The 23,224-nt window shown below is 58.5% G+C and carries 26 protein-coding genes; 17 read left to right on the forward strand and 9 right to left on the reverse strand.

Going from position 1 to position 23,224, the window contains the following annotated elements; translation table 11 throughout:
* Positions 1-203: 203 nt before the first annotated feature.
* The gene (locus tag FIV03_RS23765; RefSeq protein ID WP_152511218.1) at positions 204-1,421 is read left to right on the forward strand and encodes a crosslink repair DNA glycosylase YcaQ family protein; all 1,218 of its coding nucleotides are present in this window, start codon (positions 204-206) and stop codon (positions 1,419-1,421) included.
* Positions 1,422-1,488: 67 nt separating this feature from the next.
* Here FIV03_RS23765 and FIV03_RS23770 read toward each other — a convergent pair whose 3' ends face one another.
* Both FIV03_RS23770 and FIV03_RS23775 read right to left on the reverse strand, forming a co-directional pair.
* Positions 1,489-2,895: a nicotinate phosphoribosyltransferase gene (locus FIV03_RS23770; RefSeq protein WP_152511219.1), complete on the reverse strand. Its 1,407-nt coding sequence runs from the start codon at positions 2,893-2,895 to the stop codon at positions 1,489-1,491.
* Between the two features lie 56 nt (positions 2,896-2,951).
* Complete coding sequence (locus FIV03_RS23775) at positions 2,952-4,016, reverse strand: NUDIX domain-containing protein (protein WP_152511220.1); 1,065 nt, start codon at positions 4,014-4,016, stop codon at positions 2,952-2,954.
* 253 nt (positions 4,017-4,269) lie between these two features.
* Here FIV03_RS23775 and FIV03_RS23780 point away from each other — a divergent pair, with 253 nt between their 5' ends.
* The gene (locus tag FIV03_RS23780) at positions 4,270-4,473 is read left to right on the forward strand and encodes a YgaP-like transmembrane domain (protein ID WP_031270681.1); all 204 of its coding nucleotides are present in this window, start codon (positions 4,270-4,272) and stop codon (positions 4,471-4,473) included.
* Between the two features lie 124 nt (positions 4,474-4,597).
* Here FIV03_RS23780 and tdh read toward each other — a convergent pair whose 3' ends face one another.
* The 4 genes from tdh to FIV03_RS23800 all read right to left on the reverse strand — a co-directional run bounded on the left by tdh (position 4,598) and on the right by FIV03_RS23800 (position 8,036).
* Positions 4,598-5,623: an L-threonine 3-dehydrogenase gene (tdh, locus tag FIV03_RS23785; RefSeq protein WP_209010104.1), complete on the reverse strand. Its 1,026-nt coding sequence runs from the start codon at positions 5,621-5,623 to the stop codon at positions 4,598-4,600.
* Between the two features lie 11 nt (positions 5,624-5,634).
* Positions 5,635-6,822, reverse strand: a complete 1,188-nt coding sequence (locus FIV03_RS23790) for a glycine C-acetyltransferase (protein ID WP_152511222.1) — start codon at positions 6,820-6,822, stop codon at positions 5,635-5,637.
* Between the two features lie 157 nt (positions 6,823-6,979).
* Positions 6,980-7,606, reverse strand: a complete 627-nt coding sequence (locus FIV03_RS23795) for a LysE family translocator (protein WP_152511223.1) — start codon at positions 7,604-7,606, stop codon at positions 6,980-6,982.
* 46 nt (positions 7,607-7,652) lie between these two features.
* Complete coding sequence (locus FIV03_RS23800; RefSeq protein WP_023003872.1) at positions 7,653-8,036, reverse strand: RidA family protein; 384 nt, start codon at positions 8,034-8,036, stop codon at positions 7,653-7,655.
* Between the two features lie 84 nt (positions 8,037-8,120).
* Here FIV03_RS23800 and FIV03_RS23805 point away from each other — a divergent pair, with 84 nt between their 5' ends.
* Positions 8,121-8,651 carry an Lrp/AsnC family transcriptional regulator gene (locus tag FIV03_RS23805; RefSeq protein WP_152511224.1) on the forward strand — a complete coding sequence of 177 codons (531 nt, stop codon included), beginning with the start codon at positions 8,121-8,123 and terminating at the stop codon, positions 8,649-8,651.
* Positions 8,652-8,675: 24 nt separating this feature from the next.
* Here the strand turns inward: FIV03_RS23805 and FIV03_RS23810 are convergent, their stop codons facing one another.
* The gene (locus tag FIV03_RS23810) at positions 8,676-9,236 is read right to left on the reverse strand and encodes an XRE family transcriptional regulator (protein ID WP_023003870.1); all 561 of its coding nucleotides are present in this window, start codon (positions 9,234-9,236) and stop codon (positions 8,676-8,678) included.
* A gap of 132 nt (positions 9,237-9,368) precedes the next feature.
* Between FIV03_RS23810 and FIV03_RS23815 the strand changes: the two genes are divergently transcribed.
* Together FIV03_RS23815 and FIV03_RS23820 are read left to right on the forward strand one after the other, a co-directional pair.
* On the forward strand, positions 9,369-9,737 hold the full coding sequence (locus FIV03_RS23815) for a hypothetical protein (RefSeq protein WP_062491737.1): 369 nt from the start codon (positions 9,369-9,371) through the stop codon (positions 9,735-9,737).
* A gap of 146 nt (positions 9,738-9,883) precedes the next feature.
* Positions 9,884-11,554: a formate--tetrahydrofolate ligase gene (locus FIV03_RS23820; protein ID WP_152511225.1), complete on the forward strand. Its 1,671-nt coding sequence runs from the start codon at positions 9,884-9,886 to the stop codon at positions 11,552-11,554.
* Between the two features lie 376 nt (positions 11,555-11,930).
* On the opposite strand, the gene FIV03_RS23825 is transcribed toward FIV03_RS23820, so the two are convergent.
* A complete protein-coding gene (locus tag FIV03_RS23825; RefSeq protein WP_152511226.1) occupies positions 11,931-12,443 on the reverse strand; it encodes an anthrone oxygenase family protein in 513 nt (170 codons plus the stop codon).
* Positions 12,444-12,530: 87 nt separating this feature from the next.
* Here FIV03_RS23825 and FIV03_RS23830 point away from each other — a divergent pair, with 87 nt between their 5' ends.
* From FIV03_RS23830 to FIV03_RS23860, 7 genes are all read left to right on the forward strand, one after another.
* Positions 12,531-13,148 carry a TetR/AcrR family transcriptional regulator gene (locus tag FIV03_RS23830; RefSeq protein WP_152511227.1) on the forward strand — a complete coding sequence of 206 codons (618 nt, stop codon included), beginning with the start codon at positions 12,531-12,533 and terminating at the stop codon, positions 13,146-13,148.
* A gap of 178 nt (positions 13,149-13,326) precedes the next feature.
* Complete coding sequence (locus FIV03_RS23835; RefSeq protein ID WP_031270674.1) at positions 13,327-14,031, forward strand: B12-binding domain-containing protein; 705 nt, start codon at positions 13,327-13,329, stop codon at positions 14,029-14,031.
* Between the two features lie 26 nt (positions 14,032-14,057).
* Positions 14,058-14,705 carry a DUF1638 domain-containing protein gene (locus FIV03_RS23840; RefSeq protein ID WP_209009772.1) on the forward strand — a complete coding sequence of 216 codons (648 nt, stop codon included), beginning with the start codon at positions 14,058-14,060 and terminating at the stop codon, positions 14,703-14,705.
* Positions 14,706-14,818: 113 nt separating this feature from the next.
* A complete protein-coding gene (locus FIV03_RS23845) occupies positions 14,819-15,121 on the forward strand; it encodes a virulence factor (protein ID WP_031270670.1) in 303 nt (100 codons plus the stop codon).
* Positions 15,114-16,007, forward strand: coding sequence for a methylenetetrahydrofolate reductase (locus FIV03_RS23850; protein ID WP_152511229.1), 894 nt, complete (start codon positions 15,114-15,116; stop codon positions 16,005-16,007). Before FIV03_RS23845 ends, FIV03_RS23850 begins: the two co-directional genes overlap by 8 nt.
* A complete protein-coding gene (locus tag FIV03_RS23855; RefSeq protein WP_152511230.1) occupies positions 16,008-16,964 on the forward strand; it encodes a methyltetrahydrofolate cobalamin methyltransferase in 957 nt (318 codons plus the stop codon).
* Between the two features lie 279 nt (positions 16,965-17,243).
* Positions 17,244-19,280: an ASKHA domain-containing protein gene (locus tag FIV03_RS23860; protein WP_152511231.1), complete on the forward strand. Its 2,037-nt coding sequence runs from the start codon at positions 17,244-17,246 to the stop codon at positions 19,278-19,280.
* Between the two features lie 54 nt (positions 19,281-19,334).
* Here FIV03_RS23860 and FIV03_RS23865 read toward each other — a convergent pair whose 3' ends face one another.
* On the reverse strand, positions 19,335-20,207 hold the full coding sequence (locus tag FIV03_RS23865) for a DUF1194 domain-containing protein (protein WP_286202228.1): 873 nt from the start codon (positions 20,205-20,207) through the stop codon (positions 19,335-19,337).
* Between the two features lie 111 nt (positions 20,208-20,318).
* Between FIV03_RS23865 and FIV03_RS23870 the strand changes: the two genes are divergently transcribed.
* The 5 genes from FIV03_RS23870 (at position 20,319) to FIV03_RS31935 (ending at position 23,089) form a co-directional block, all read left to right on the forward strand.
* Complete coding sequence (locus FIV03_RS23870; protein WP_152511233.1) at positions 20,319-21,140, forward strand: enoyl-CoA hydratase; 822 nt, start codon at positions 20,319-20,321, stop codon at positions 21,138-21,140.
* A gap of 35 nt (positions 21,141-21,175) precedes the next feature.
* Positions 21,176-21,628, forward strand: coding sequence for a DUF3052 family protein (locus FIV03_RS23875; protein WP_152511234.1), 453 nt, complete (start codon positions 21,176-21,178; stop codon positions 21,626-21,628).
* Positions 21,629-21,745: 117 nt separating this feature from the next.
* Positions 21,746-22,276, forward strand: a complete 531-nt coding sequence (locus FIV03_RS23880; protein ID WP_152511235.1) for a CoA-binding protein — start codon at positions 21,746-21,748, stop codon at positions 22,274-22,276.
* Positions 22,277-22,380: 104 nt separating this feature from the next.
* The gene (locus FIV03_RS23885) at positions 22,381-22,566 is read left to right on the forward strand and encodes a hypothetical protein (protein WP_152511236.1); all 186 of its coding nucleotides are present in this window, start codon (positions 22,381-22,383) and stop codon (positions 22,564-22,566) included.
* Between the two features lie 397 nt (positions 22,567-22,963).
* Positions 22,964-23,089: a hypothetical protein gene (locus FIV03_RS31935; protein ID WP_023003851.1), complete on the forward strand. Its 126-nt coding sequence runs from the start codon at positions 22,964-22,966 to the stop codon at positions 23,087-23,089.
* Positions 23,090-23,224 lie beyond the last annotated feature (135 nt).

The raw sequence follows: 23,224 nt of genomic DNA on the forward strand, positions 1-23,224 counted from the left end.
GCTCAAACAAAGCCATGAATGAAGTCAGACAAATCAGTGAAACTTCTTTTGACTAATCGGTCAATCAAAAAACACGTTTTACGTGTGCATGCGTTGTATTTGCAGGTTCATTTTGACAACGGCATCTGTCGCTCTTGCAAAAATTTACAATAAGATCCCTGCGGTCATTTTCTTTGAACCCTGGAAGGTGCTAGCCTTGCCGCATGAGTGCCCCCTCCGTGCCCCGGCTGCCGAATCGTATCGCTCGGCACCTCTTCCTCGAAAGACACGGCCTTGCATCCGCTCCCAAGGGAAGCGGAAAAGGCGATGATCTTGCTGCGGTCATAGACCAGATCGGCTTCGTGCAGCTCGACAGCATCAACACTGTCGCCCGCGCGCACCACATGATCCTGGCTGCCCGGCGACCAGCCTACAAGGAAAAGAACCTCAAGCTTCTTGCCGAACGTGACCGGCATCTTTTCGAGCATTGGACGCACGATGCGTCGGTCATACCGACAGAGTTCTTCCGGCATTGGCGCCTGCGATTCAGCCGAGACAAGGAAAACCTCATCAACAGGTGGCGCAACTGGCACCAGAACGAGTTCGAACGGAAATTCGACGAGATTCTGAACAGGATCAGCGACCATGGTCCGGTCACGTCGGCATCTGTCGGTGAAGACGAGCAACGCAGCAATGGCGGCTGGTGGGAGTGGCACCCCTCGAAGGCAGCATTGGAGTTCCTGTGGCGTACCGGCGAATTGTCGGTAACCGGCCGGAACGGGTTTCAGAAAGTCTACGACCTGACGGAACGGGTCATTCCGGCGCAACATCTCAATGCTGCGCATGACCTTGAAGAAACGACAGAATGGGCAGCCCGCTCCGCGCTCGACAGGCTGGGCTTTGCGACCTCCGGCGAGATTGCTGCCTTCTGGGACCTGATCACGCCACAGGAAGCCAAGGACTGGTGCACGGCAGCAAAGGCTGCGGGCACGATTTCCGAAATTGAAGTTGAGTGTGTCGATGGATCCTGGCGGAAGGTGTTCGCCTATCCGGAAACGCTGGATACGCTTTCCGAGCTTCCCGAACCGCCTTCGCGGGTGCGGATCCTGTCGCCGTTCGATCCTGCACTTCGCGACCGCAAAAGGGCTGAGCGCCTGTTCGGATTCTACTACCGGATCGAGATCTTCGTGCCTGAGCCGAAACGCCAATACGGTTACTACGTCTTCCCTGTCATGGAAGGCGACCGTTTGATCGGCCGCATCGACATGAAGGCACTCAGGAGCGAGAATAGGCTTCATGTGCGGGCCTACTGGCCGGAACAAGGCATCAGAGCCTCAAAGGGCCGAGAGGCCAAACTACAGGCGGAGCTGGAACGCACCGCCCGCTTTGCCGGCGTTTCCGACATCACCTACGAACCGGATTGGCAACGGACGGCCCTTTAGCGCCGTCCGCACCGCTGTTTACGGTGCTGGCCGGTCTTCCGGCCAACACCATGGGTCAATCATGAGGTCAGCTCGCCACCCTTTCCAACAGGTGCTTACGGGCCAGACCACGAACCTCTTCGAAAGTCCAGTCCTTCACCAGCACGCCATTGCGGTAGACCGTCTGCAACTGATCGGTTCTGCCGCCAACCGCTTCGAGACGAACCGCGCTCAGCACTCCGTTTCCCAGGACCGTCGCCTGCCGACCGGCCTTGGAGGCCTTGCCGGGATCGGTCGCCGGGTTCTTTGAGACATCGCGCCAGGTACCATCAGCGGTTTTCATCGCATTTGCCTTCATGGCAAAGCGCATCGTGTCCCGGTTGACCTGCTGCAACAGTCCCCCGCCCATTCCGACGGCGATGTTGTCGACCGACCAATTGCGACGCACCAGCTCTTCCACCAGTTGCCTGATTGTGTCGAGCTTCATGCCGTCACCCTGAATAACACGAACCGACGGATGCAATACACGCGCACCCTTGCTGTTTTCCGAGCCGCCGTAGTGCTGCCAAAGGGTTTCCATAACCTTCAACGGCATTTCGACAGGGTCGCCGGAATCCGGGCGGATGACGACCGTTGCCCCCGATTTCAGCACCTCGTCCTTCAACCGGCCGCACCACAGGTTCTCGACAGCATTGCCGAGATCGTAGCTGTCTGAAACGACCGCCACCAGTGCATTGGGACGGCCAAACTGCACCAGCATGTTCCGGTACGCGTCAACTTCCCGCTCACGGCCCCAACTCGTCATGGTCGAGTGTTCAGCTGCCGGGATCGAAAAGCCTGCCACATCCGCGCCGTACCAGGTCATGGCCGCTTCCAGAGCTTCCATGGTGTCGGTGCCGGCAAAGTTGACCAGATGGGCCATGCCGCCAAGAGCGGCGCTTTCAGCAGAAGATACACCGCGCGCGCCAAAATCGTGCAGCTTGAACGGGATCTGACTGTCCGGATCATCGGACGTGTCCAGAAGACCGCGATACAGGATCTCCTTGCACTTGAAAGACAACGTCGCAACCGTCGACGGGTACCAGACCGACCGCAACAAGGCGGTTTCGACCCAGGTCGTCAGCCAGGGCATGCGCTCGTCGGTGTTTTCCACCTGAACCAGCGGCACACCACTCGGTGCCAGTGTTCCTTCCGGCAGCGCCTTGATCTCCAGCGGAAGCAGGCCACCGTGATCTGTCAGGATCTGTTCCCAACCTTCCCGGTTGAAGGGAACGCCATGGGCGGTGCAGATCCGGTCAGCCGCCTCGATGTCCGATGCCGTGATCGGCTTGAGAAGCACGTCCTTCAGGTAGGTTTGCAGCCCGAAGAACAGGACGCTGTCCGAAAACGGATTTGGCCTTGCTTCCAGGTAAGCGGAAATCCTGCGGGCCTCGGGCGGATATTGCTTGAAGTGCGACTGCTTGTAGCTGTCGGTCGCCAGAAGTGGATTTGTCATTGTGAACTCCTCACGTGACAGGTGCGTTTGCCTGCGGGCCTCCCCCGCGGGCGCTGTTACAGGTCCGCCATCAGCTGGATGATGGACCAGTGATCTTCGAAGAACTGCTCGGACTTCAGGTCGCCCAGGCGATGCCAATTGGCTGACCGGGCATCGTCACCACCCGTAACTGAAAACAGTTCGCGCCGTTCAGGCAGACGAAACAGAAACGCGTGGGTGATGATGCGGCCACGCAACGACCGGTCAGGATGGTCGAACACCCTTGTCTTGGTTCCGTCTATGAAAGACGCCAGCATCGCCGGGGGGATTTCTCCCTTGTGGTCGCTGATGGCGGTTTCTTCCTTCAACTCGCGGATCGCGGCATCCTTTATGCTTTCACTGGGATCAAGGAAACCGCCGGGCAGAGCCAGCAACCCCTTGCCGGGAGCCTGGCCGCGCTCGACCAGAAGAATGTTTCCGGACTGGATGACGACGGCATCCACCGTCACGAACGGTCCCCTTCCCCATTGCCCGGGGTAGGCATCCAGGTACTCGGCCTCTTCCAGTAGTGCACGAAAGGTCTCCGTCAGAACGAAGGCTTCCAGCCACTCCACCACGCCGGCCGACAGAACCGACCGCGATATGACCGGGATACGCTGGAACAACTGCCTGCGCACGTCTGTCGACGAGAAGGTGCCGTATTGGCTGGCCAGCTGCACATTGCCCCATTCGGGAAACAGCTTGAGATAGTAGCTCGTGCGGTCCTTGCCATAGCCTGCAAGCGCGATCTCGATATCCTGCAAACCATGCAGAACGACACCGCCCTTGTTGTAATCGGCAAGCACGGTTTCATTGACGGCCCGCTGAACCTCGGCGCACCAGGCAGCATCCGAATAGGGATGATCTGAAACAGGCTTCAGGATCAAACGGCCGGTGGTCAGCTCGTGCTTGAACACCTTTGCAAACATTTCTTCGCGTTCGGTGTACGTGAAGGGATTTCGCGGTGTGCGCGCCTGACCTGAAGACCCGATCAGCACGATCAGCGTATCGACTTGTTCCAGCGCAGATCTGATGACGGCTTCATGGCCGGCATGCAACGGCTGAAAGCGGCCGACAAAAACACCGTAGTGAAATTTGGACATTCGAGCCTCCCTCGAATTTATGGAATGCAGCCGAACTCCTCGGCCGCCATTTACCTAATACTCATTTTGAGCATTAGCAAGATAATAATGCTCAAAATGAGTATTATTATCTTGTCGATCCGTAAATTACCGCGATTACGCCGGTGAGGTCCCTGCCTGGCGATATGTCACGCCGGAACCAGGGACCTGTTCAACGAGGTAAAATAGGCGCATAATTTCTCTGTTTCGAATAAATGAAACTTAGGAGAATACGATGACCGTCGAACGCGCCATTCTTCTCGTTGTCGGCCTGCTGATACTCGCGTCGGTATTGCTGGCTGTCTACGTCAACCTCAATTGGCTTTGGCTCACCGGAATTCTCGGCGCCCATCTCGTCCAGGCGTCCTTTACCGGACTTTGCCCGGTGGTGATGGTCCTGAAAAAGCTGGGTTTGCCGCAGAAATCCGGCTTCGCCTGAAACGGTGCAACGCCGCCAGAAAAGAAACGCGCACGAAAAGATCGCCCTCGATCTGATCGAAGGCGATCTTGCGTCACGTGATTGTTGATATAGCTGCTGAAGCTCCCTTCGCCATTCAGCCGGCTCAGGTCCAGCTGAGGACTACCTTGCCGGCTTCGCCGGACTTCATGGCAGCAAAACCTTTTTCGAATTCATCGACACCAAACCGGTGCGTGATGACATTGCGCACGTCCAGACCGTTCTGCAACATGGCAATCATCTTGTACCAGGTCTCGAAAATTTCCCGGCCGTAAACGCCCTTGATCGTGATGGCCTTGAACACGATGCGTGACCAGTCGACCGGCGACTTTCCGGGTGGGATACCAAGCAGCGCGATCCGTCCGCCCATAACAAGGTTCTCGACCATCTGATCGAGCGCTACCTGACTGCCGGACATTTCCAGGCCGACATCGAAGCCTTCCTTCATGCCGAGTTTCTTCTCGATGCCTTTCAGATCTTCCCGGGCGACATTGACCGGCACCACGTCGGCCACCTTCGTTGCAAGGTCGAGACGGGCCTGATTGATATCGGTGATAACGACATTGCGCGCCCCGACATGGCGGGCAACAGCAGCGGCCATGATGCCGATCGGGCCAGCCCCGGTGATCAGAACATCCTCTCCAACCAGATCGAAACTGAGGGCGGTATGAACCGCATTGCCGAGCGGGTCGAGAATGGCGCCGATCTCATCGTCGATCTCGTCCGGCAAAGGCACAACATTGAAGGCTGGCAGGCGCAGATATTCTGCAAAGGCGCCCTGCTCGTTGACACCTATGCCGCGGGTTTCCGGATCCAGATGAAACTTGCCCGCGCGAGACTGGCGTGAGTGCCGTCCGATCAGGTGCCCCTCGCCTGAGCATCGCTGGCCGATTTCAAGGTCGGTCACGTTCTTGCCGAGTTCGACAATTTCGCCGGCGAATTCGTGACCGGTGATCATCGGCACCGGCACGGTCTTCGACGCCCAGTCGTCCCAGTTCCAGATGTGAATATCCGTGCCGCAAATACCGGTTTTGTGGATCTTGATCAAAACGTCGTCCGGACCGATTTCCGGCACCGGCGCGCGGGTCATCCAGAGGCCCTCCTTCGGCTCGGACTTGGACAGCGCCTTCATTTGGTTGCTGGTCATGACAGAACCCCCGTCGCCTTGCCGGCCTTTTCGAAGGCTTCCAGCGCGCGGTCGAGGTCTGACCGGGTCAATGCCGCGTTCATCTGGGTTCGAATGCGGGCCTGACCGCGCGGCACCACAGGAAAGAAGAAACCGGAGACATAGACGCCTTCCTCAAACAGCTTTGCCGCCATTTCCTGGGCCAACTTTGCCTCGCCCAGCATCACCGGAATGATGGGATGCTCGCCCGGCAGAAGCGTGAAGCCGAGCGCTTCAAGGCCCGCACGCCAATAGCCGGCATTGTCGAAGAGGTTCTTGCGCAGATCGTCCCCCTCTTCCACCAGGCGGATGGCTTCAAGACCGCTCATGACCACTGCCGGTGGCAGAGAGTTGGAGAAGAGATAAGGCCTTGCTCGCTGGCGCAGCAGGTCAATGACCGGCTGAGGCCCGGCAATATAGCCGCCAATACCGCCGCCCAGCGCCTTGCCGAGTGTTCCTGTCAATATATCGACATCGACCCCGAAATGAGCCGGGGTGCCCTTGCCCTTCGGTCCCATGAAGCCGGTCGCATGACAATCGTCGACCATCACCACGGCATCATATTGCCTGGCCAGTTCGGTCACGCCAGGCAAGTTGGCCAGATAGCCGTCCATCGAGAAGACACCGTCGGTCGCGATCATGATGTGGCGGGCACCGGCAGCCCGAGCCTCCTTCAGCTTCGCTTCCAGATCCGCCATATCGGAATTGGCGTAGCGATAGCGCTGGGCCTTGCACAGGCGAATACCGTCTATGATCGACGCGTGATTGAGCGCGTCCGATATGATCGCGTCCTCTGGGCCGAGCAAAGGCTCGAACAAGCCGCCATTTGCATCGAAACAGGCCGCGAACAGAATGGAATCGTCCTTGCCGAGAAACTCGGCCAGACGCTGCTCAAGTTGCCGGTGAATATCCTGGGTTCCACAAATGAAGCGCACGGACGCCATGCCGTAGCCCTTCGGCTCAAGAGCCTTGCGGGCCGCCTCCTCGAGAGCCGGATGATCGGCCAGACCCAGGTAATTGTTTGCACAAAGGTTGATGACCTCGCGCCCGCCAACCGTGATCAAGCCACCCTGCGGCGAGGTGATCAACCGCTCGCGTTTGTAGAGCCCTTCGGCCTCGATTTCTTTGAGCGTCTCGGAAATATGCGACAGAAAGGCATCGGACACTGGGCTTCCTCCGGCAAAATGGATATTTCCTCCACTATGCCGGATATTTGTCCGGAATAAAAGATTCGATTTCCGGTATCACGGATTCTTGCAACCACCCTTCTACCAAATCCAGGTGGTCGCATCAGCCTTTCCGGCCAGGAAATATCCGCAGATACTAACGCATAACAGTGACACCCGCCATTCGGAAACCTGCATAGAGCAAGGCAACCCCGGCGCATTTGTTGACGAGACCTACAACCCAGTTCTTCATCTCGCCACGGGTCAGACGATCCCCCAGAAAGGCATATGCCGTGTAGGATGTCAGGTCGATCAGGAAAGTCGTCATGCCCATGATGAGGATCTGCGGAACAATGGGTGCATTGATGTCGAGAAACTGGGGCAAAATGGCTGCGAAATAGAGCAGTGCCTTCGGATTGGCGAACTCGATCACAAAGCCCTGGGCGAACAACGCCTTCAGGCTCGACTGACGCCCGCACCGTTTGACACGGATTGCGCCCGCCGGCGTGAAGAGTGCGGTCAGACCCAGCCAGACGAGATACCCTACACCAGCCCATTTGATTACCGAGAACACCAGGTTGGAGGCAATGATCAGTGAGGCAATGCCGGTTGCCGAAAGCGCAAAATAAACGGCATTGGCAGACGCAATACCAAAAACGCCACCAAGTGCCCGACGCCCACCATTCGCCGCCCCTTGCGACGCGACGGCCACCGCCGCCGCACCGGGAGAGAAAACCACGACAGCTGTCGTGACAAGAAAGATCAGATACGTATCGAACTGCATTGCTTTCTCCTGCGCTCGCCAGATTTGCCGAGAACTGCTGCTTCGCCTAAGCGGCCGCGACAATTTCGATTTCGATCATCCACTCGGGTGTCAGCGTTCGAACCACAATGGCCGTGGTCGGGACGCGCCGGGCGCCCAGCGCCTCCAGTCGTGCGGCCTGGTTCTTTTCGGCATGGTCCGGATCTGAAAGATAACTGGTGACGCGAACGATATTGTCGGTCGTCATGTCCGCTTCAGTCAGGATCCGGCGCAGATTCGCCCAAACCAGATCGAGCTGCTCTTCCAGGCTCTCCGGAGCCCGGCCGATTACATCAAGCCCCATGGTGCCGCTGACGAAGAGCAACCGCCCTGCACCGGTCACTTCCAGGGCATGCACATAATCCGGTGTTGCCGGGTAAATGCCCTTGTCCGGGTTGATTGTCCGCTCCATCAAGCCGAAGATCCTTCTTCCGAAATCTGTTTCGGACATGACTGTTCAGACGAACACGATTCACCGCAACAAGGATCTGGCCGAATGAAATCAAATAAAGAGACCATTCAGAAAAACAGCACTCCCGGCCGCCCCGTGGATGCATTCGACCGAAGAATATTAGGCGAGCTGGTGCGCAATGCCCGGCAGACCTATGCCGAGATCGGGACCAAGGTCGGGCTGTCCGCACCGGCGGTGCATGACCGGGTAAAGCGGATGATCGCGTCCGGAACCATCTCCTCCACCAACGCCGCCATTGATCCCATGTCTGTCGGCAAACCGTTTCTGGCTTTCGTGCATGTGGATGCCAGCGGATGGGGCAAGAGCGAGCAGATGATGAAGCTGCGGGACTTTCCGGAAGTGGAAGAACTCCATTCGGTCACGGGCGACTGTTGTGTCATCCTGAAGGTGCGGACGGCCAATGCCGACGCGATGGAACGCTTCCTTGCACAGGTCTATGCCCTGCCAGGCGTAAGGGCGACCAGAAGTTATGTTGTGCTGACGACGTATCTCGACCGGCCGGTGCAGGCGGAAGTCACGGAAACCTGGCCTGATGTGCCGCTGCCGGCTGCGTGAAGGTCAAGGAAGCGCGCGCGGCCTTCAGAACTTAATCACCATCAGGATCGCCCGAGCCGGGCCGCCCACGGCTGCAATGCAATGGGGCACGTCGGCGGCGTAGCGAGCCGTGTCCCCTTTTCCGATGACACCTTTGGCCACACCGGACGTGACTTCAAGCTGGCCGTCTTCGGCTATCAGTTGCTCCCGCGTTCCACGTTCGTGCGGTTTGCTGTCGAGCTTTCCATCTGCCGCGAATATCAGCTCATAGATTTCGAACCGGCCAGTGTCCTGCGGTGGTGACAGGATGCGGATCTTGCAACCGTCTCCCGCCCTGTCGAGCGCCGGGGTCTGATGTTCGTGCACGATCTCGACCCGATCCTCGGCCGCCTCCTCCCCCAGAAGACCTGCAAAGTCGACATTCAGGGCCCTGGTCAGATTGAGCAGGGTCGCGACAGTCGGGTTGGACTCCCCGCGCTCGATCTGGCTTACCATGGAGCGCGAAACGCCGGAAAGCTTTTCAACGGCCTCGAGCGAGAGCCCCTGGGCACGCCGCGCTTTCTTCAGGCGGGCTGGCAAACGGGAGAGAATGTCTGAATCTGTCATTGCGGAACTAAAATCCGTTTCGCCAGATATTGCAATTTACTTTTCCTGTCATCCAACTGTCACAAATCATGTAAGCTTTCCCTTGGCCAGGACCTGAAAACAGGATTGGCCATCGTCTTCCGGGGGGAACACATGAAAGCGATACCACGTCTTTATTTTGCCACGGCCGCACTCTTTGCCCTGATCGGCATGGCCTGGGGCATTCACATGTCCGCGACCACTGATCACACGCTTGCGCCAGCGCACGGGCATCTCAACCTGATCGGCTTCGTGATGATGGCCGTCTTTGGTGCCTACTACGCCCTGGCACCAAAGGCAGCCGCCTCGCGCCTTGCACTCATCCACTACGGATTGTCGGTTCTCACCGTCATCGTACTGGTGCCCGGGATCGTATTTGCGATCAACGCCGAAGGGGAAATCATGGCCAAGGCCGGCTCTGTTCTGGCGGTTCTGACCATGCTGGTTTTTCTCGCAACAGTGCTGCGCAACCGCGCCGATTGAGTTGCCGTCGCTTCCGGGGCGCATCCTGTCGCTTTCGGAACATTTGCTGCACCGCCCTCTCCCATAGCGTTCCGGCACAAGTCGGGGCGGTGCAAAACCGCATCCGGAAAACAAGAAATCGGAAACGCTTCGGAGAGAGAGAACCCATGGCCAGCGATATTGAAATTGCCCGTGCAGCCAAGATGAAACCCATTCAGGAGATCGGCACACGGCTGAATATTCCCGAAGACTCTCTCCTGCCCTATGGGCGCACCAAGGCCAAGATTTCTGCCGACTACATTGCCAACCTCAATGGCCGCAAGAACGGCAAGCTGATTCTGGTGACAGCGATCAACCCGACCCCCGCAGGCGAAGGCAAGACGACCACAACGGTCGGTCTTGGCGACGGTCTCAACAGGATCGGCAAGAACGCGATGATCTGCCTGCGTGAACCTTCGCTCGGCCCTTGTTTCGGCATGAAGGGCGGCGCAGCCGGTGGCGGCTATGCCCAGGTCGTCCCGATGGAAGACATCAACCTGCATTTCACCGGTGACTTCCACGCCATCACCTCTGCCCACAACCTGCTCGCAGCCCTGATCGAGAACCACATCTACTGGGGCAACGAACTGGGCATCGACATTCGCCGCGTTGTCTGGCGCCGGGTGATGGACATGAACGATCGCGCACTGCGCTCCATCGTCTGTTCGCTTGGTGGCATTGCCAACGGCTTTCCTCGTGAAGCAGGGTTCGACATCACCGTTGCGTCCGAAATCATGGCCATCCTCTGCCTGGCGACCGATCTCGAAGATCTGCAAAAGCGGCTCGGCGACATCATCGTTGCCTACCGGCGCGACCGCACGGCGATCACCGCGCGCGAACTGGAAGCAGACGGAGCCATGACCGTGCTGCTGAAAGAAGCAATGCAGCCGAACCTGGTGCAGACGCTGGAAAACAACCCCGCATTCATTCACGGTGGCCCCTTCGCCAACATCGCACACGGCTGCAACTCCGTGGTTGCCACCCAGACAGCCCTGAAGCTGGCCGACTATGTGGTGACGGAAGCTGGCTTTGGCGCAGATCTCGGTGCCGAGAAGTTCTTCGACATCAAATGCCGCAAGGCAGGCCTCAGCCCGGATGCGGTTGTCATCGTCGCCACCATCAAGGCCTTGAAGATGAATGGCGGTGTTGCCAAGGAAGACCTCGGCAGCGAGAACGTCGAGGCCGTGAAAAAAGGCTGTGCCAACCTTGGCCGCCACATCGAGAACGTCAAGCAGTTCGGTGTTCCGGCAGTTGTGGCCATCAACCACTTCACTGCAGATACGGAAGCGGAAGTTCAGGCCGTGCGGGATTACTGCGCCGAATTCGGCGTTGAAGCGATCCTGGCGACCCATTGGGCCAACGGCTCCGCAGGCACCGAAGAACTTGCCACCCGTGTGGCAGCCCTTGCCGAAAGCGGCGCGGCGCAGTTCGCACCGCTCTACGACGACAGTCTGTCCCTGTTCGAAAAGATCGAAACCATCGCGAAACGGATCTACCGGGCAGACGAAGTTCTGGCAGACAAGTCCGTGCGCGACCAGCTCAAGCGTTGGGAGGCCGACGGGTTCGGTCATCTGCCGGTCTGCATGGCCAAGACCCAGTATTCCTTCACGACCGACCCGCAGCGCCGGGGCGCACCGACCGGCCACAGCCTGCCGGTCCGCGAAGTCCGCTTGTCGGCAGGGGCCGGTTTCATCGTGGTGATCTGCGGTGAAATCATGACCATGCCCGGCCTGCCGCGCGTGCCGTCAGCCAACCACATCAAACTGGACGAAAAAGGTCAGATCGAAGGTCTGTTCTGATCATTCGGGATTAATGCCTAATACCAGAAAAAGGCGGGTCTCAAGACCTGCCTTTTTTTGTGGCGCTCGGTCCACGGTCTCTCAGCCTGCGGCGGAGTGACATCGCCTCGAACGCTGCACAAGAGGAACTGAAACGGCATGGATGCCATGGTCGAGCCATGGCATGACGAAGATAAGGCAAAGATGGAGCGGTTTGCCTGCCAACAAATTGCATAATCCATCAAAGAAAGTACCAATCCGTCACGTCCTCCGTCATTGCAGGGCTCGACCCTGCAATCCATACCGAAACATCGCCTCGAACGAAGGCCGCACTTGCGTAAGTCAAACAAAGCGAATGCCATGGTCGAGCCACGCATGAAGAAATTTGAGATTGTGGCTAGGCAGTGCGATGTGGGTTTTGGCCAAGCAGAACAAGACCGATTGCAGCCAACAACAGGGAAAGGCCTGAGAAGACAGTCCGTGTCTGGTTCCACACCTGCCAAGGCTCGGAATAGGACCGCCAGAGCATTGCCGCTTCATTCAATTTTTCCGGGATCGCGGCCTCAGCAAGCTCGAGGTTCATGGGCACGTTGACCAGGAACGTCAGCATGATGCCGCCCAGCGCATAGACGATTGCTCCACCTACAAAGGCACCCCCAGCTGCGCGCCGGCCAGACAGCAGGCTGAAGACCCCGGCAAGAGCAAGAACGAAAGGCGTGCCGAAGAAAGCGGGCGCAAAAACAGCGTTGCGAACGGAAGCGTTCATGGCCTGCATGGCTGCTATCGCAATGCGAGGATCAGTGGCATCCAGGCCCCACATGGTTGAGCAGACCCAGGCATAGAAGAAACCGAAGATGGCCCCGGCAAAAACAATCGCCAGGAGACCGGTACCAAGTGCAAGTCGATACATCCCGAACTCCTAAACCGTAATTGAGTGTACGGATTGTAATTTCCGTAACATTGATTACGGTTTTGAGCAAGCGACGGAGAGAACGACATGCGGGCAGAAGCCAGGGAACGACGGAAAGCTGCCATAGAAGCGGCGGCGATCGAATTGCTGCTGGATCAGGGCTATGACAACCTGTCGATGCTGGCAGTCGCAAAAAAAGCAAAGGCCTCCAACGAAACGCTCTACCGCTGGTATGGCGACAAGACCGGGTTGTTCAGCGCCCTGGTGGATCGCAATGCGGAAAACATTCGCCAGTCACTTCGAGAGTGTATCGAAAACGCCTCGTCTCCCACCGAAGCGCTGCGGAACTTCGGCCGACGTCTCCTGGGCGTTCTTTCGAACCCGGCCGCAATCGCTCTCAACCGTGCCGCTGCCGCCGACACGACCGGCACGCTTGGAACTGCCCTCGCGCAAAGCGGTCGCGACGCGATCAGGCCGCTCGTAATGGACCTTGTTGCGCAGGTTCAGGGCGACGGACTGCTGACAGGCCTTGAGACGGAAACCGCGGCGGAAATCTATCTTTCCCTGCTGATCGGCGATCTTCAAATCCGGCTGGTGACACGCGCCGTGGCTGAATGGTCGGAAAACGACATCGACGCCCGTGCGGAAACCGCCTGGCGGGGCGTAAAGCTTCTTTCGGCAGGCAGCGCCACTGCCCTCTCGTAAGTTTAGACAGCTACAAACATTTCCCGTCAGCGCACAAAATTGACGTTGAACGGCCTGGCTTGATTTCCCTGTCGCGTAAACGACTAGCCGTGTCGCTTTGGAGATATCGGCGAATCCGGCTTGAGGCATAAGGTTTTGCACTAAGTTGATGGCCCGTTGTGCCTGGTTGGAGCTGCCCATGTCTGACGAAGACGATATCGATCTCGCCTCCCTTTCTGACGACGAACTTGTCGAGCAGATGCATGACGACCTCTACGACGGTCTTCAGGAAGAAATCACGGATGCCGTGAACATCCTTCTGGAACGTGGCTGGGTACCTTACGACATCCTGACCAAGGCCCTTGTCGAAGGCATGCGGATCGTCGGCGTCGACTTCCGTGATGGCATCCTGTTCGTTCCCGAAGTGCTGCTTTCCGCCAACGCCATGAAAGCCGGCATGGGCATCCTGCGTCCGCTGCTGGCGGAAACCGGTGCACCGAAGGTTGGCAAGATGGTCATTGGCACCGTGAAGGGCGACATCCACGACATCGGCAAGAACCTTGTCTCGATGATGATGGAAGGCGCCGGCTTTGAAGTGATCGACATCGGCATCAACAACCCTGTCGAAAACTACCTTGCGGCCATTGAAGAGCATCAGCCGGACATTCTCGGCATGTCGGCTCTTCTGACCACCACCATGCCTTACATGAAGGTCGTGATCGACGAAATGAAGGCCAAGGGCATCCGGGACGATTATATTGTGCTCGTTGGCGGTGCCCCGCTGAACGAGGAATTCGGCGAAGCCGTCGGTGCTGACGGTTATTGCCGCGACGCGGCCGTTGCTGTGGAAATGGCGAAAGATCTGATCGCTCGCCGCCACAACATGCTGGCCAACAAGGGCTGACGGCAATGTTCAAGGAGGCTGCCGAAATGTTGGTGGGCGAGCCTCTCTTTCCGGTTGAAACGGATGGGAGCGCGGACGACAAGGCCGGCCGCGTTCTTGTTATTGCCTGCGGGGCTCTGGCACGCGAAATCGTCGCCATCCGCGAAAAGAACCGCCTCGATCATCTCGACATCACCTGCCTTCCGGCGAAGCTTCACAACTCGCCGGAAAAGATCCCTGACGAAGTCCGCCGGGCCATCCTCAAGAATGCGGACACCTATTCCGACATTCTGATCGCCTATGGCGATTGCGGAACCGGTGGCCTGCTCGACAAGGTGCTGGAAGAAACCGGCGCGAGACGCATCGATGGCGCGCACTGCTATGCCTTCTTCACGGGGATAGACGAATTCGACCAGATGGAAGACGACCAGCTCGGCACCTTCTACCTGACCGACTTCCTGGCCCGTCACTTCCAGACCATGGTCATCGAACCGCTCGGCCTCGACTGGCACCCGCATTTGCGGGACATGTATTTCGCTCATTACACCCGCGTTCTTTACCTTGCGCAGACCGATGACCCTGCCCTTGAGGATGCGGCCCGGCGCGCGGCGGATCGGCTGGGTCTGCCGTTTGAAATGCGCCGGACCGGGTATGGATTGCTTCAGCCGTTTCTGGGCAAGGGCCCGGCGGACTGAGCGTCGCAAAATAGCATCCGGACAAGTCGGTTTTTCACGTGATGATGCCGCTATCAGGCGTCCTGGATCAGCCAGCTTCCGGCAAACATGTTTCTCAGGAGGAAAGTCCGAGAATGGCGCAGAAAATCATCGTTTATTGGCGGGACATCCCGGCACAGATCCTGGTGAAACAGGGGCGCAAATCCGCCCGACGGGAACTGCCGGCCATGTTCATGGAAGCCATTGATGCCTGCGCGATGAGGATCGGTGCGAAGGACAGCGACGCCTACATGGCGGAGTGGCGCCGGACAGACCCGGTCTCCGTCACGGACGACCTGGAAACGGAAGCGGATGCAGCCCTGACCGACCTGGTCTCGGCCTATCCGAAAGAGAGACTGAAAACCCTGCTCGCAAATGGAGGCTCGGAACATGACTGATCAGCGCCTGTTGGCCAATGGGCGGCTTCCCGCCTCTACCGAAATGTCTCCCAAGCAGGTGGTCGAAAAGACCGAGCTTCTGGAATTTATTCCGGCGGGCACGCAGGTCTATGTCACGGATCTGGGCAACTGCTCGGAAGACATGATCGTCGATGCCGCCCGCATCCTGCGCGACAACAAGCTGACCGCCGTTCCGCATATGGCGGCCCGCCGGTTCGCCAGCCGCGAGGACTTCGAGCGCCGCATCACGCGTCTGACCCAGGAAGCAGGTGCGACCGAGGTTCTGGCCATTGCCGGTGAAGCAGAAAAAGCCGGCCCCCTCACCTCATCTGTCGCCCTTCTGGAGACAGGCCTCTTCGACAAGCTCGGCATCAAGAAGATAGCCGTTGCAGGACACCCGGAAGGCGCACCGGACATCAAGCCGGACGTCATCAAGAGCTTCCTGCAGCGCAAACACGATCTTGCCCGCGAAAGCGATGCGGAATTCCGCATTGTCACCCAGTTCGGTTTCGATCCGCACCGCGTCAGCCTGTGGCTGGACGAGCTGCGCGAATGGGGCAACGAGTTCCCGGTCCATGTCGGCGTTGCCGGTCCGGCAAAGATGACGACCCTGCTGAAATACGCCGCTTTTGCCGGTGTTGAAAATTCCTTCAACTTCCTGAAGAAGCGCGGCGGCGCCGTCGTCTCCATGCTGTCAGGCTACGATCCGGACACGATGGTCGATCCGCTGGAGACCCGCGTCACCAGCCAGCCGAACACCCAATTGGCCCAGATTCACGCCTATCCCTTCGGCGGTGTCCAGAAAACCGCTGAGTGGCTGCACAGCCGCGGGAGCTGGTCTTTTCAAACCTCGTCTTCAATCCTGACTGCCAATGAGAGCGCATAAATGACCCGCACTGTTGTCGCGTCCGCCACCAAGGAAATCATCATCGGTTTCGATCAGCCGTTCTGCGTGATCGGCGAGCGGATTAACCCGACCGGCCGCAAGAAGCTGGCGGCGGAAATGGCCGAAGGCAACTTCGAAACCGTCAAGGCCGATGCTCTGGCCCAGGTGGCTGCCGGCGCGACCATGCTCGACGTCAACGCAGGCGTGACAGCGGTCAACCCGAACGAGACCGAACCACCGCTGCTCGTCAAAACTCTTGAGATAGTTCAAGAACTTGTCGACGTTCCCTTGTCTATCGATTCATCCGTGACCGCCGCCATCGAAGCCGGCCTTGCCGTTGCCAAGGGCCGTCCGCTGGTCAACTCCGTGACCGGTGAAGAAGAGAAGCTGGAAGCGATCCTGCCGCTGATCAAGAAATACAACGTGCCGGTCGTGGCCATCTCGAACGACGAGACCGGTATCTCCGAAGATCCGGACGTTCGTTTCGAAGTCGCCAGGAAGATCGTTCAGCATGCTGCCGACTATGGCATTCCCGCACACGATATTGTCGTGGACCCGCTGGTGATGCCGATCGGCGCCATGGGCACCGCAGGTCAGCAGGTATTCCGGTTGCTGCGCCGTCTGCGTGAAGAGCTGAAGGTCAACACGACCTGCGGCCTTTCCAACATCTCCTTCGGCCTGCCGCATCGCCACGGCATCAATGCCGGTTTCATTCCGATGGTCATCGGTGCCGGCATGACCTCCGCGATCATGAACCCGTGCCGCCCGCAGGAAATGGAAGCCGTACGTGCGGCGAACGTGCTCAACGGCACTGACCCGAACTGCCAGGAATGGATCATGACCTACCGAGATCACCAGCCTGCTGCTGCAGGTGCGGTTGCAGCACCTGGTGAAGGTGGTGCGTCTGCGGGCGGTCGCCGCCGCGGTGGACGCGCGGCCCGTCGGTCCGCCGGCTGAGCCCAGATGTCATAACAAGTTTGCGGTTCTCTCCCCTTCCGCAAACAGGGTGGCTTTTCACCAGTTTCAGGATGGAATCTCCACCCCAATCCCCTCCCTTTAATAGGGAGGGGTTTTGCGTGTCGAGGGGCACGTTTCAAATCGCGGGATCCGCGTCATTTTCACGATGGCTCCGGCTTTCGCAGTTTAGAAAAAAACTCCCTCCTCCTTGTGGGTGAAGGGTCAAGGGTGGGCTTAGTCCCCGTAGTGTTTCAAAACCGGTAGTGGCAGATCGCAGACATGACCGAGACCGTCAAACAAGCCAAAGTCGTTTTCCAACCCAGTGGGCGCCGTGGAACCTTTCCCGTCGGCACGCCCCTGCTCGACGCTGCCCGCTCGCTCGGTGTCTATGTGGAGTCGGTATGTGGCGGGCGCGGCATTTGCGGGCGCTGCCAGATTTCCATTTCGGAAGGCACGTTCGCCAAGGAAAACCTGACCAGCGCAGCTGAAAACCTGGAAGGGGCCACCGAAGCGGAAACCCGCTACGCGACCTTGCGCAAACTGCCCGCCGACCGGCGCCTTTCCTGTCAGGCAAAAATCCTGGGCGACCTGGTCATCGATGTCCCGACCGATGCCCAGACCAACCGTCAGGTCGTGCGCAAGCGCGCGGAAGCCCGCAACATCGAGGCCGACAGCGCGGTCTCGCTGATAACTGTCTCGATTGCCGAGCCGGACATGGAAACGCCACGCGGCGATATCGACCGGCTGCGAGAGGCGCTGATAGCCGAGACCGGTATCGCCGACCTGACAATCGACCCGGTGCTGCTGCCGCGGGTCCAGACGATCCTGCGCAAGGGCAATTGGCAGGTAACCGCGGCAATATACGAAGACAGAGGCGTGCTGCCGACACTCGTGGCGCTCTGGCCCGGAGAAAAACCTGCCGTCTACGGCCTTGCCGTCGACATTGGCTCCACCACCATCGCAGCCCACCTTTGCAACCTACAGAACGGGCGTACAGTCTCGTCCGCAGGCACCTCCAACCCGCAGATCCGCTTTGGCGAGGATCTGATGTCGCGGGTGTCCTATGTCCAGATGAACCCGTCCAAGCTGCCGGATCTGACAAAGGCCGTGCGCGATGCCATCAACGCGCTGATCGGCAAACTGGTCGGCGATGTCGGCGCAGAACGCACGGATGTGCTTGATGCGACCTTTGTCGGCAACCCGGTCATGCATCATCTGTTCCTCGGTATCGACCCAGTGGAACTGGGCGGCGCTCCCTTCGCGCTCGCGGCCTCCGACGCCATGGTTTTGAACGCGCGCGATCTGGACCTGGAACTGAACCCGGGCGCACGTGTCTACATGCTGCCCTGCATCGCCGGCCATGTGGGTGCCGATGCAGCTGCAGCAACGCTTGCAGAAAGCCCTTACAAGCTCGACGAGATAACGCTGCTTGTCGATGTCGGTACCAATGCGGAAATCGTGCTGGGTAACCGGAACCGGCTGTTGGCAGCGTCCTCTCCGACCGGCCCTGCGTTCGAAGGCGCTGAGATCTCGTCCGGCCAGCGCGCGGCACCAGGCGCCATCGAGCGCATCCGCATCAACAAGGAAACACTTGAGCCTCGCTTCAAGGTGATTGGCGTCGACGAATGGTCGGATGAAGAAGGCTTTGCCGAAAAGGTCGACACTGTCGGCGTTACCGGCATTTGTGGCTCCGGCATCATCGAGGCCGTTGCCGAGATGTATCTGGCGGGCCTCATCACGGAAGACGGTGTTATCGACGGCTCGATGGCGGAACGGACATCGCGCGTCAAATCCACCGGCCGGACCTTCTCCTATCTGATTGCTGACGACGGGATCGAAATATCGATCCTGCAGACCGACATTCGCGCGATCCAGCTCGCCAAGGGTGCGCTTTACGCCGGTGTCAAACTTCTGCAGGACAAGCTCGGCACCTATGATCTGGACCGCATTCGCCTTGCGGGGGCCTTCGGCAGCTACATCGACCCAAAGTACGCGATGATCCTTGGCCTTATTCCGGATTGCCCGCTGGAAGGTGTCTCCGGCGTCGGCAATGCTGCCGGGACAGGCGCCCGGATGGCTTTGCTCAACCGCGGCTACAGGCGCGAGATCGAGCAGACGGTGCGCGATATCGAAAAGATCGAGACCGCTCTGGAACCCAAGTTCCAGGAGCATTTCGTCAATGCGATGGCCTTGCCCAACAAGGTCGATCAGTTCCCCAACCTTCGAGCTGCCGTCGAATTGCCGGTACGCAAGGAGGTTGACGCGGGGTCGGATGCAGCCGGTGGAGAGCGCAGGCGCAGACGCCGCCGAGGCTGACAGTGTTGTTCCTTCGGCTAGCAAGCATGAACGGGCGGCAGATTTGCTCTGCCGCTACTGATCCCAGAAATACTGCTCGCGCATGCGCCGCCAGATCTTTTCTCCTACGAGGCAGTCATATGGCTCTTCGAAGGTGAATTGGGCCGGGATGACTTGCGGCTCGGGCGGCTTGACGCCGCCGATCTCGAGGATCAGCTTGCGACGAACGGCTTCGGGAAACTGTTCCCAGTCGTTTACCGGTATGACGAAGCTGGCGGGCCCACCGATGACGCACCGCTGATAATAGACGTCCAGATCCGGAATGTTGAACTGGAAGCCCATGCCACCAGTTGTCATCAGCGGCAATCCATTGATCACGAGCCCGGCCTCCACGGCGGCATCGCGTGCCTGGACGACAGGTGCCCCCTGGTTGTTGGGACCATCCCCGGAAATGTCGATCACGCGGCGGTCTGCCTTGAAAGGTGCGTCGGCAAGCAAAGCCGTGGCATGCCAGATTGCGCCGGAAATCGAGGTTCGCCGCTGACCGTAGGTGCTGTCCGCCAGAACCTTGTCGGCGAACTCCTGAGCATCTTCCACGCCCTCGATCACCGACCACCCGACAATTTCGCGCGCGTGGCTTTCGTTGGCCCATTCGAACATCATGAGAGCGATCCGGCCGTGAGCCCCGTACCCGATCGCCCGCACCACCTCCGGGCTGGAGATGGCGGCAGCATATCCGCGGCGCTGGATCTGTAGTTCTTCAGGCGACATGGAGCGGGAGACATCGACAGCAAGGACCAGAGCGACATCGACCTGTTCCTGCGCAAGCGCGGGACCGAGAGGTGCCAGCAACAGAGCGACTGCACCTGCAAGTGAGCGGACTTCGGAAAGCCTCCACATGCCGAAAGGATAACCGAAACCGAAAGAACCGCCAGCGACTTGACGCATCGTCAGATAAACCATCTGTGATCGGCGGCAGCCACCAGCCGATCGGACACTTTCGCCGCCCTGCCCGCGTCGGCTATAACATCGGCAAAGCAAATCTTCAGGGAGCGTTCCATGTCTGAAACCGCCGCAAATGACGAGATCCAGAAACCGATGCTCGCAACGCTTCTTCATGAAGGCGTTTACCGGATCGTGATGCAGCGGCCGGAGCGGATGAACGCTCTTTCGAGCGAGATGATGACCGCTCTAGCCGGTGAACTGCAGAAGGCGGCAGAGGATCCTGCAGTGCGTGTTGTTCTGCTCGGTGCGGAAGGCAAGGTCTTCTGCGCTGGCCACGACCTGAAGGAACTAACCGCAGCGCGCGGTGAAGCGGATGGTGGCAAGGCAACCTATGAGCGGATCATGCGCCAGTGTTCGGATCTGATGCAGCAGATTGTGCGCCTGCCCAAGCCGGTGATCGCCGTGGTAACAGGTGTTGCGACCGCAGCCGGTTGCCAACTGGTTGCCTCCTGCGACCTTGCCATCGCTACCGACACGGCCACCTTCTGCACACCGGGCGTCAATATCGGCCTCTTCTGCTCCACACCAATGGTTGCGCTCTCGCGCAATGTTGCTCCTAAACAGGCCATGGAGATGCTTCTGACCGGTGAAAGCATCGACGCATCCACCGCGAAGGATTTCGGCCTGATCAACCGCATCGTCCCGCGTGACTACCTGGAGCAGGTTGTCCAGAAATACGCGGAATCGATCGCCTCCAAGTCTGCCAAGACCGTGAAGATCGGCAAGGAAGCCTTCTACCGTCAGCTGGAAATGCCGTTGTCGGAAGCCTATGATTTCGCGGCACAAACCATGGTCGACAACATGATGGCCCGGGATGCGGAAGAAGGCATCAACGCCTTTCTGCAAAAACGCAAACCCGAATGGACGGACAGCTGATCGGCCCTGCCGTTTGGAGACATCAAGGATAAGACATGCCTGAAGCCGGCTATTCCGGACGTCCGCTGTCCGCAAAACTGGGGCTGAAACCGGGAATGATCTGCTGGCGTCGCCAGGTGCCGGAAGACATATCCGCCTTGCTGCAGACACAAGACCCCGGCGCGGTCATTCTCGCTACACCGGAACCGGGTGTTGAATGCGCTCATGTGTTTGTCACCGAACGGGTGGAACTGGCCGGACAACTGGAAACCCTGCGCGGCCTGCTGGATCCAGACGGCATGATCTGGGTTTCCTGGCCCAAGAAGGCCAGCAAGCTACCGACCGACATCACCGAAGACACCATCCGCGAGCTTTGCCTGCCGATGGGTCTTGTGGACGTAAAGGTTTGTGCCGTTGACGGCATCTGGTCCGGTTTGAAACTGATGATCCGCAAGGAACTCAGGAAAGAACAGGCGGCAAAGCTGGCCGAACACTTTGCTGGCAATTGACCTCGCCCTGCGCGGTTTCACAATTCTTCGAGGCGGACCGGTCTGCGGCAGAAGGCCCCTTGCAGGCAGGTGTCATTTCGCATTGGATAGCGCGACAAATCTGAGGATCTCCATTCCATGAATCACGACACTTATCCGGACGCCTACATCAAGGGTATTCTCGACGAGGTGAAAACCGTCGCCATGATCGGCGCGAGTGCCAACAACGTCCGGCCGTCCTATTTCGTGCTGAAATACCTTTTGTCCAAGGGATACGAGGTTTGGCCCATCAATCCCGGTCAGGCGGGCAAGGAGATCCTGGGACAGAAGGTCTATACCTCGCTCGACGAATTGCCTGCGGCTCCCGACATGATCGACATCTTTCGCAATTCCGAAGCGGCAGGCGTTATCGTCGACGATGTAATTGCCAGCGGCAAGTTGCCCAAGGTCATCTGGATGCAATTGACCGTGCGCCATGACGAAGCAGCAGCAAGAGCAGAAGCTGCAGGTATCAAGATGGTGATGAACCGCTGCCCTAAGATAGAGTATGGTCGACTGTCAGGTGAAATCGGATGGGCAGGTGTTAACTCGCGTACGCTTTCCTCCAAGCGCCCTGCCCTGAAAGCAGGGTTTCAGCATCGCGGGCTTTCTGGGGAAAAAGACAGCTAATTTTCCCCATTGCATCAGCTTCGCACAATGCTCGCCGGATAGCTCGTTAGTCGAGATACCGCCGTCCGGAAGCCCACCGGGCGCCATCAGTAGCGTGAGGCAGCATGACCCAGGACCCGACCCTGTTTACCGCATTTGAGTGGGTTTTCATGGCTATGGCAGCTCTGGTTGCCTTGCTGCTGTTCGCATTCGTGCACAAGGCCGAACACGGATCCCCCTTCGCCCACCGTGACGAGACCTGGGCGCGAGAGCAGGCACAGTCCGGCGAACGGGAACAGAAGGGCGGCTGAACCGAAATCAATGTATACACCCCCACTTCTACCCCTGCGTGTTTCTGCTATACTTCAGGACTTCAGGGATGGGGTTTGATCTGCGTTCAGGCGAATTTGCGCCTTTAACGACAGATACATGGGGGCAATACTAATGATATTCGCGCTCGCGACCGTCGCGTTCGTCGTCTGTATCGCGGTACTGATTCATCTGCAGAAACCATCTGCAAACGGCCCGCGCGCAAGCAGGCGCACGAAAGATGATGCAACCGACGAAAGCTGATAATTTTAAGTTCAATTTATAAGAGCTTTCGCTCAATTTGCTCCGAATGCCGATGAATTTCTTTCCACTTTCTCCATAAGAGATCGTTAACCTTTTGCCTCGCATCCAAGTTTTCAAACCGGGAGGAAGGCCGCTGTGTTTGCAGTCTTCGGAGATACGACCTTTCTGGCATGGAGCCTGCCACTGCTGGCAGCAGCACTGCTGTTCGGTGTCTATTTCGGTGTGAAGCTGGAGAACCGGAAGGACCCTTCCGACCAATAGGCAGACATACCCCACCCTGGCAGGAGGCAAAGGCCGACAATCCTGCCTAACGCTTTGACATACATAATTTCCTTTAGATCACAAAACCGCAAAATCGTTCTTTGACCTGCCCTGCTCCTTCGGTCAAACTGGCCG

Source organism: Labrenzia sp. THAF187b (assembly GCF_009363375.1).
Classification (GTDB): domain Bacteria; phylum Pseudomonadota; class Alphaproteobacteria; order Rhizobiales; family Stappiaceae; genus Roseibium; species Roseibium algicola.

Bases quoted from the DNA above. Each gene is read 5' to 3' on its own strand.
- FIV03_RS23765 (WP_152511218.1), top strand. From the start codon at position 204: ATGAGTGCCCCCTCCGTGCCCCGGCTGCCGAATCGTATCGCTCGGCAC.
- FIV03_RS23770 (WP_152511219.1), bottom strand. From the start codon at position 2,895: ATGACAAATCCACTTCTGGCGACCGACAGCTACAAGCAGTCGCACTTC.
- FIV03_RS23775 (WP_152511220.1), bottom strand. From the start codon at position 4,016: ATGTCCAAATTTCACTACGGTGTTTTTGTCGGCCGCTTTCAGCCGTTG.
- FIV03_RS23780 (WP_031270681.1), top strand. From the start codon at position 4,270: ATGACCGTCGAACGCGCCATTCTTCTCGTTGTCGGCCTGCTGATACTC.
- tdh (WP_209010104.1), bottom strand. From the start codon at position 5,623: ATGAAGGCGCTGTCCAAGTCCGAGCCGAAGGAGGGCCTCTGGATGACC.
- FIV03_RS23795 (WP_152511223.1), bottom strand. From the start codon at position 7,606: ATGCAGTTCGATACGTATCTGATCTTTCTTGTCACGACAGCTGTCGTG.
- FIV03_RS23800 (WP_023003872.1), bottom strand. From the start codon at position 8,036: ATGGAGCGGACAATCAACCCGGACAAGGGCATTTACCCGGCAACACCG.
- FIV03_RS23805 (WP_152511224.1), top strand. From the start codon at position 8,121: ATGAAATCAAATAAAGAGACCATTCAGAAAAACAGCACTCCCGGCCGC.
- FIV03_RS23810 (WP_023003870.1), bottom strand. From the start codon at position 9,236: ATGACAGATTCAGACATTCTCTCCCGTTTGCCAGCCCGCCTGAAGAAA.
- FIV03_RS23815 (WP_062491737.1), top strand. From the start codon at position 9,369: ATGAAAGCGATACCACGTCTTTATTTTGCCACGGCCGCACTCTTTGCC.
- FIV03_RS23820 (WP_152511225.1), top strand. From the start codon at position 9,884: ATGGCCAGCGATATTGAAATTGCCCGTGCAGCCAAGATGAAACCCATT.
- FIV03_RS23825 (WP_152511226.1), bottom strand. From the start codon at position 12,443: ATGTATCGACTTGCACTTGGTACCGGTCTCCTGGCGATTGTTTTTGCC.
- FIV03_RS23830 (WP_152511227.1), top strand. From the start codon at position 12,531: ATGCGGGCAGAAGCCAGGGAACGACGGAAAGCTGCCATAGAAGCGGCG.
- FIV03_RS23835 (WP_031270674.1), top strand. From the start codon at position 13,327: ATGTCTGACGAAGACGATATCGATCTCGCCTCCCTTTCTGACGACGAA.
- FIV03_RS23840 (WP_209009772.1), top strand. From the start codon at position 14,058: ATGTTGGTGGGCGAGCCTCTCTTTCCGGTTGAAACGGATGGGAGCGCG.
- FIV03_RS23845 (WP_031270670.1), top strand. From the start codon at position 14,819: ATGGCGCAGAAAATCATCGTTTATTGGCGGGACATCCCGGCACAGATC.
- FIV03_RS23850 (WP_152511229.1), top strand. From the start codon at position 15,114: ATGACTGATCAGCGCCTGTTGGCCAATGGGCGGCTTCCCGCCTCTACC.
- FIV03_RS23855 (WP_152511230.1), top strand. From the start codon at position 16,008: ATGACCCGCACTGTTGTCGCGTCCGCCACCAAGGAAATCATCATCGGT.
- FIV03_RS23860 (WP_152511231.1), top strand. From the start codon at position 17,244: ATGACCGAGACCGTCAAACAAGCCAAAGTCGTTTTCCAACCCAGTGGG.
- FIV03_RS23865 (WP_286202228.1), bottom strand. From the start codon at position 20,207: ATGCGTCAAGTCGCTGGCGGTTCTTTCGGTTTCGGTTATCCTTTCGGC.
- FIV03_RS23870 (WP_152511233.1), top strand. From the start codon at position 20,319: ATGTCTGAAACCGCCGCAAATGACGAGATCCAGAAACCGATGCTCGCA.
- FIV03_RS23875 (WP_152511234.1), top strand. From the start codon at position 21,176: ATGCCTGAAGCCGGCTATTCCGGACGTCCGCTGTCCGCAAAACTGGGG.
- FIV03_RS23880 (WP_152511235.1), top strand. From the start codon at position 21,746: ATGAATCACGACACTTATCCGGACGCCTACATCAAGGGTATTCTCGAC.
- FIV03_RS23885 (WP_152511236.1), top strand. From the start codon at position 22,381: ATGACCCAGGACCCGACCCTGTTTACCGCATTTGAGTGGGTTTTCATG.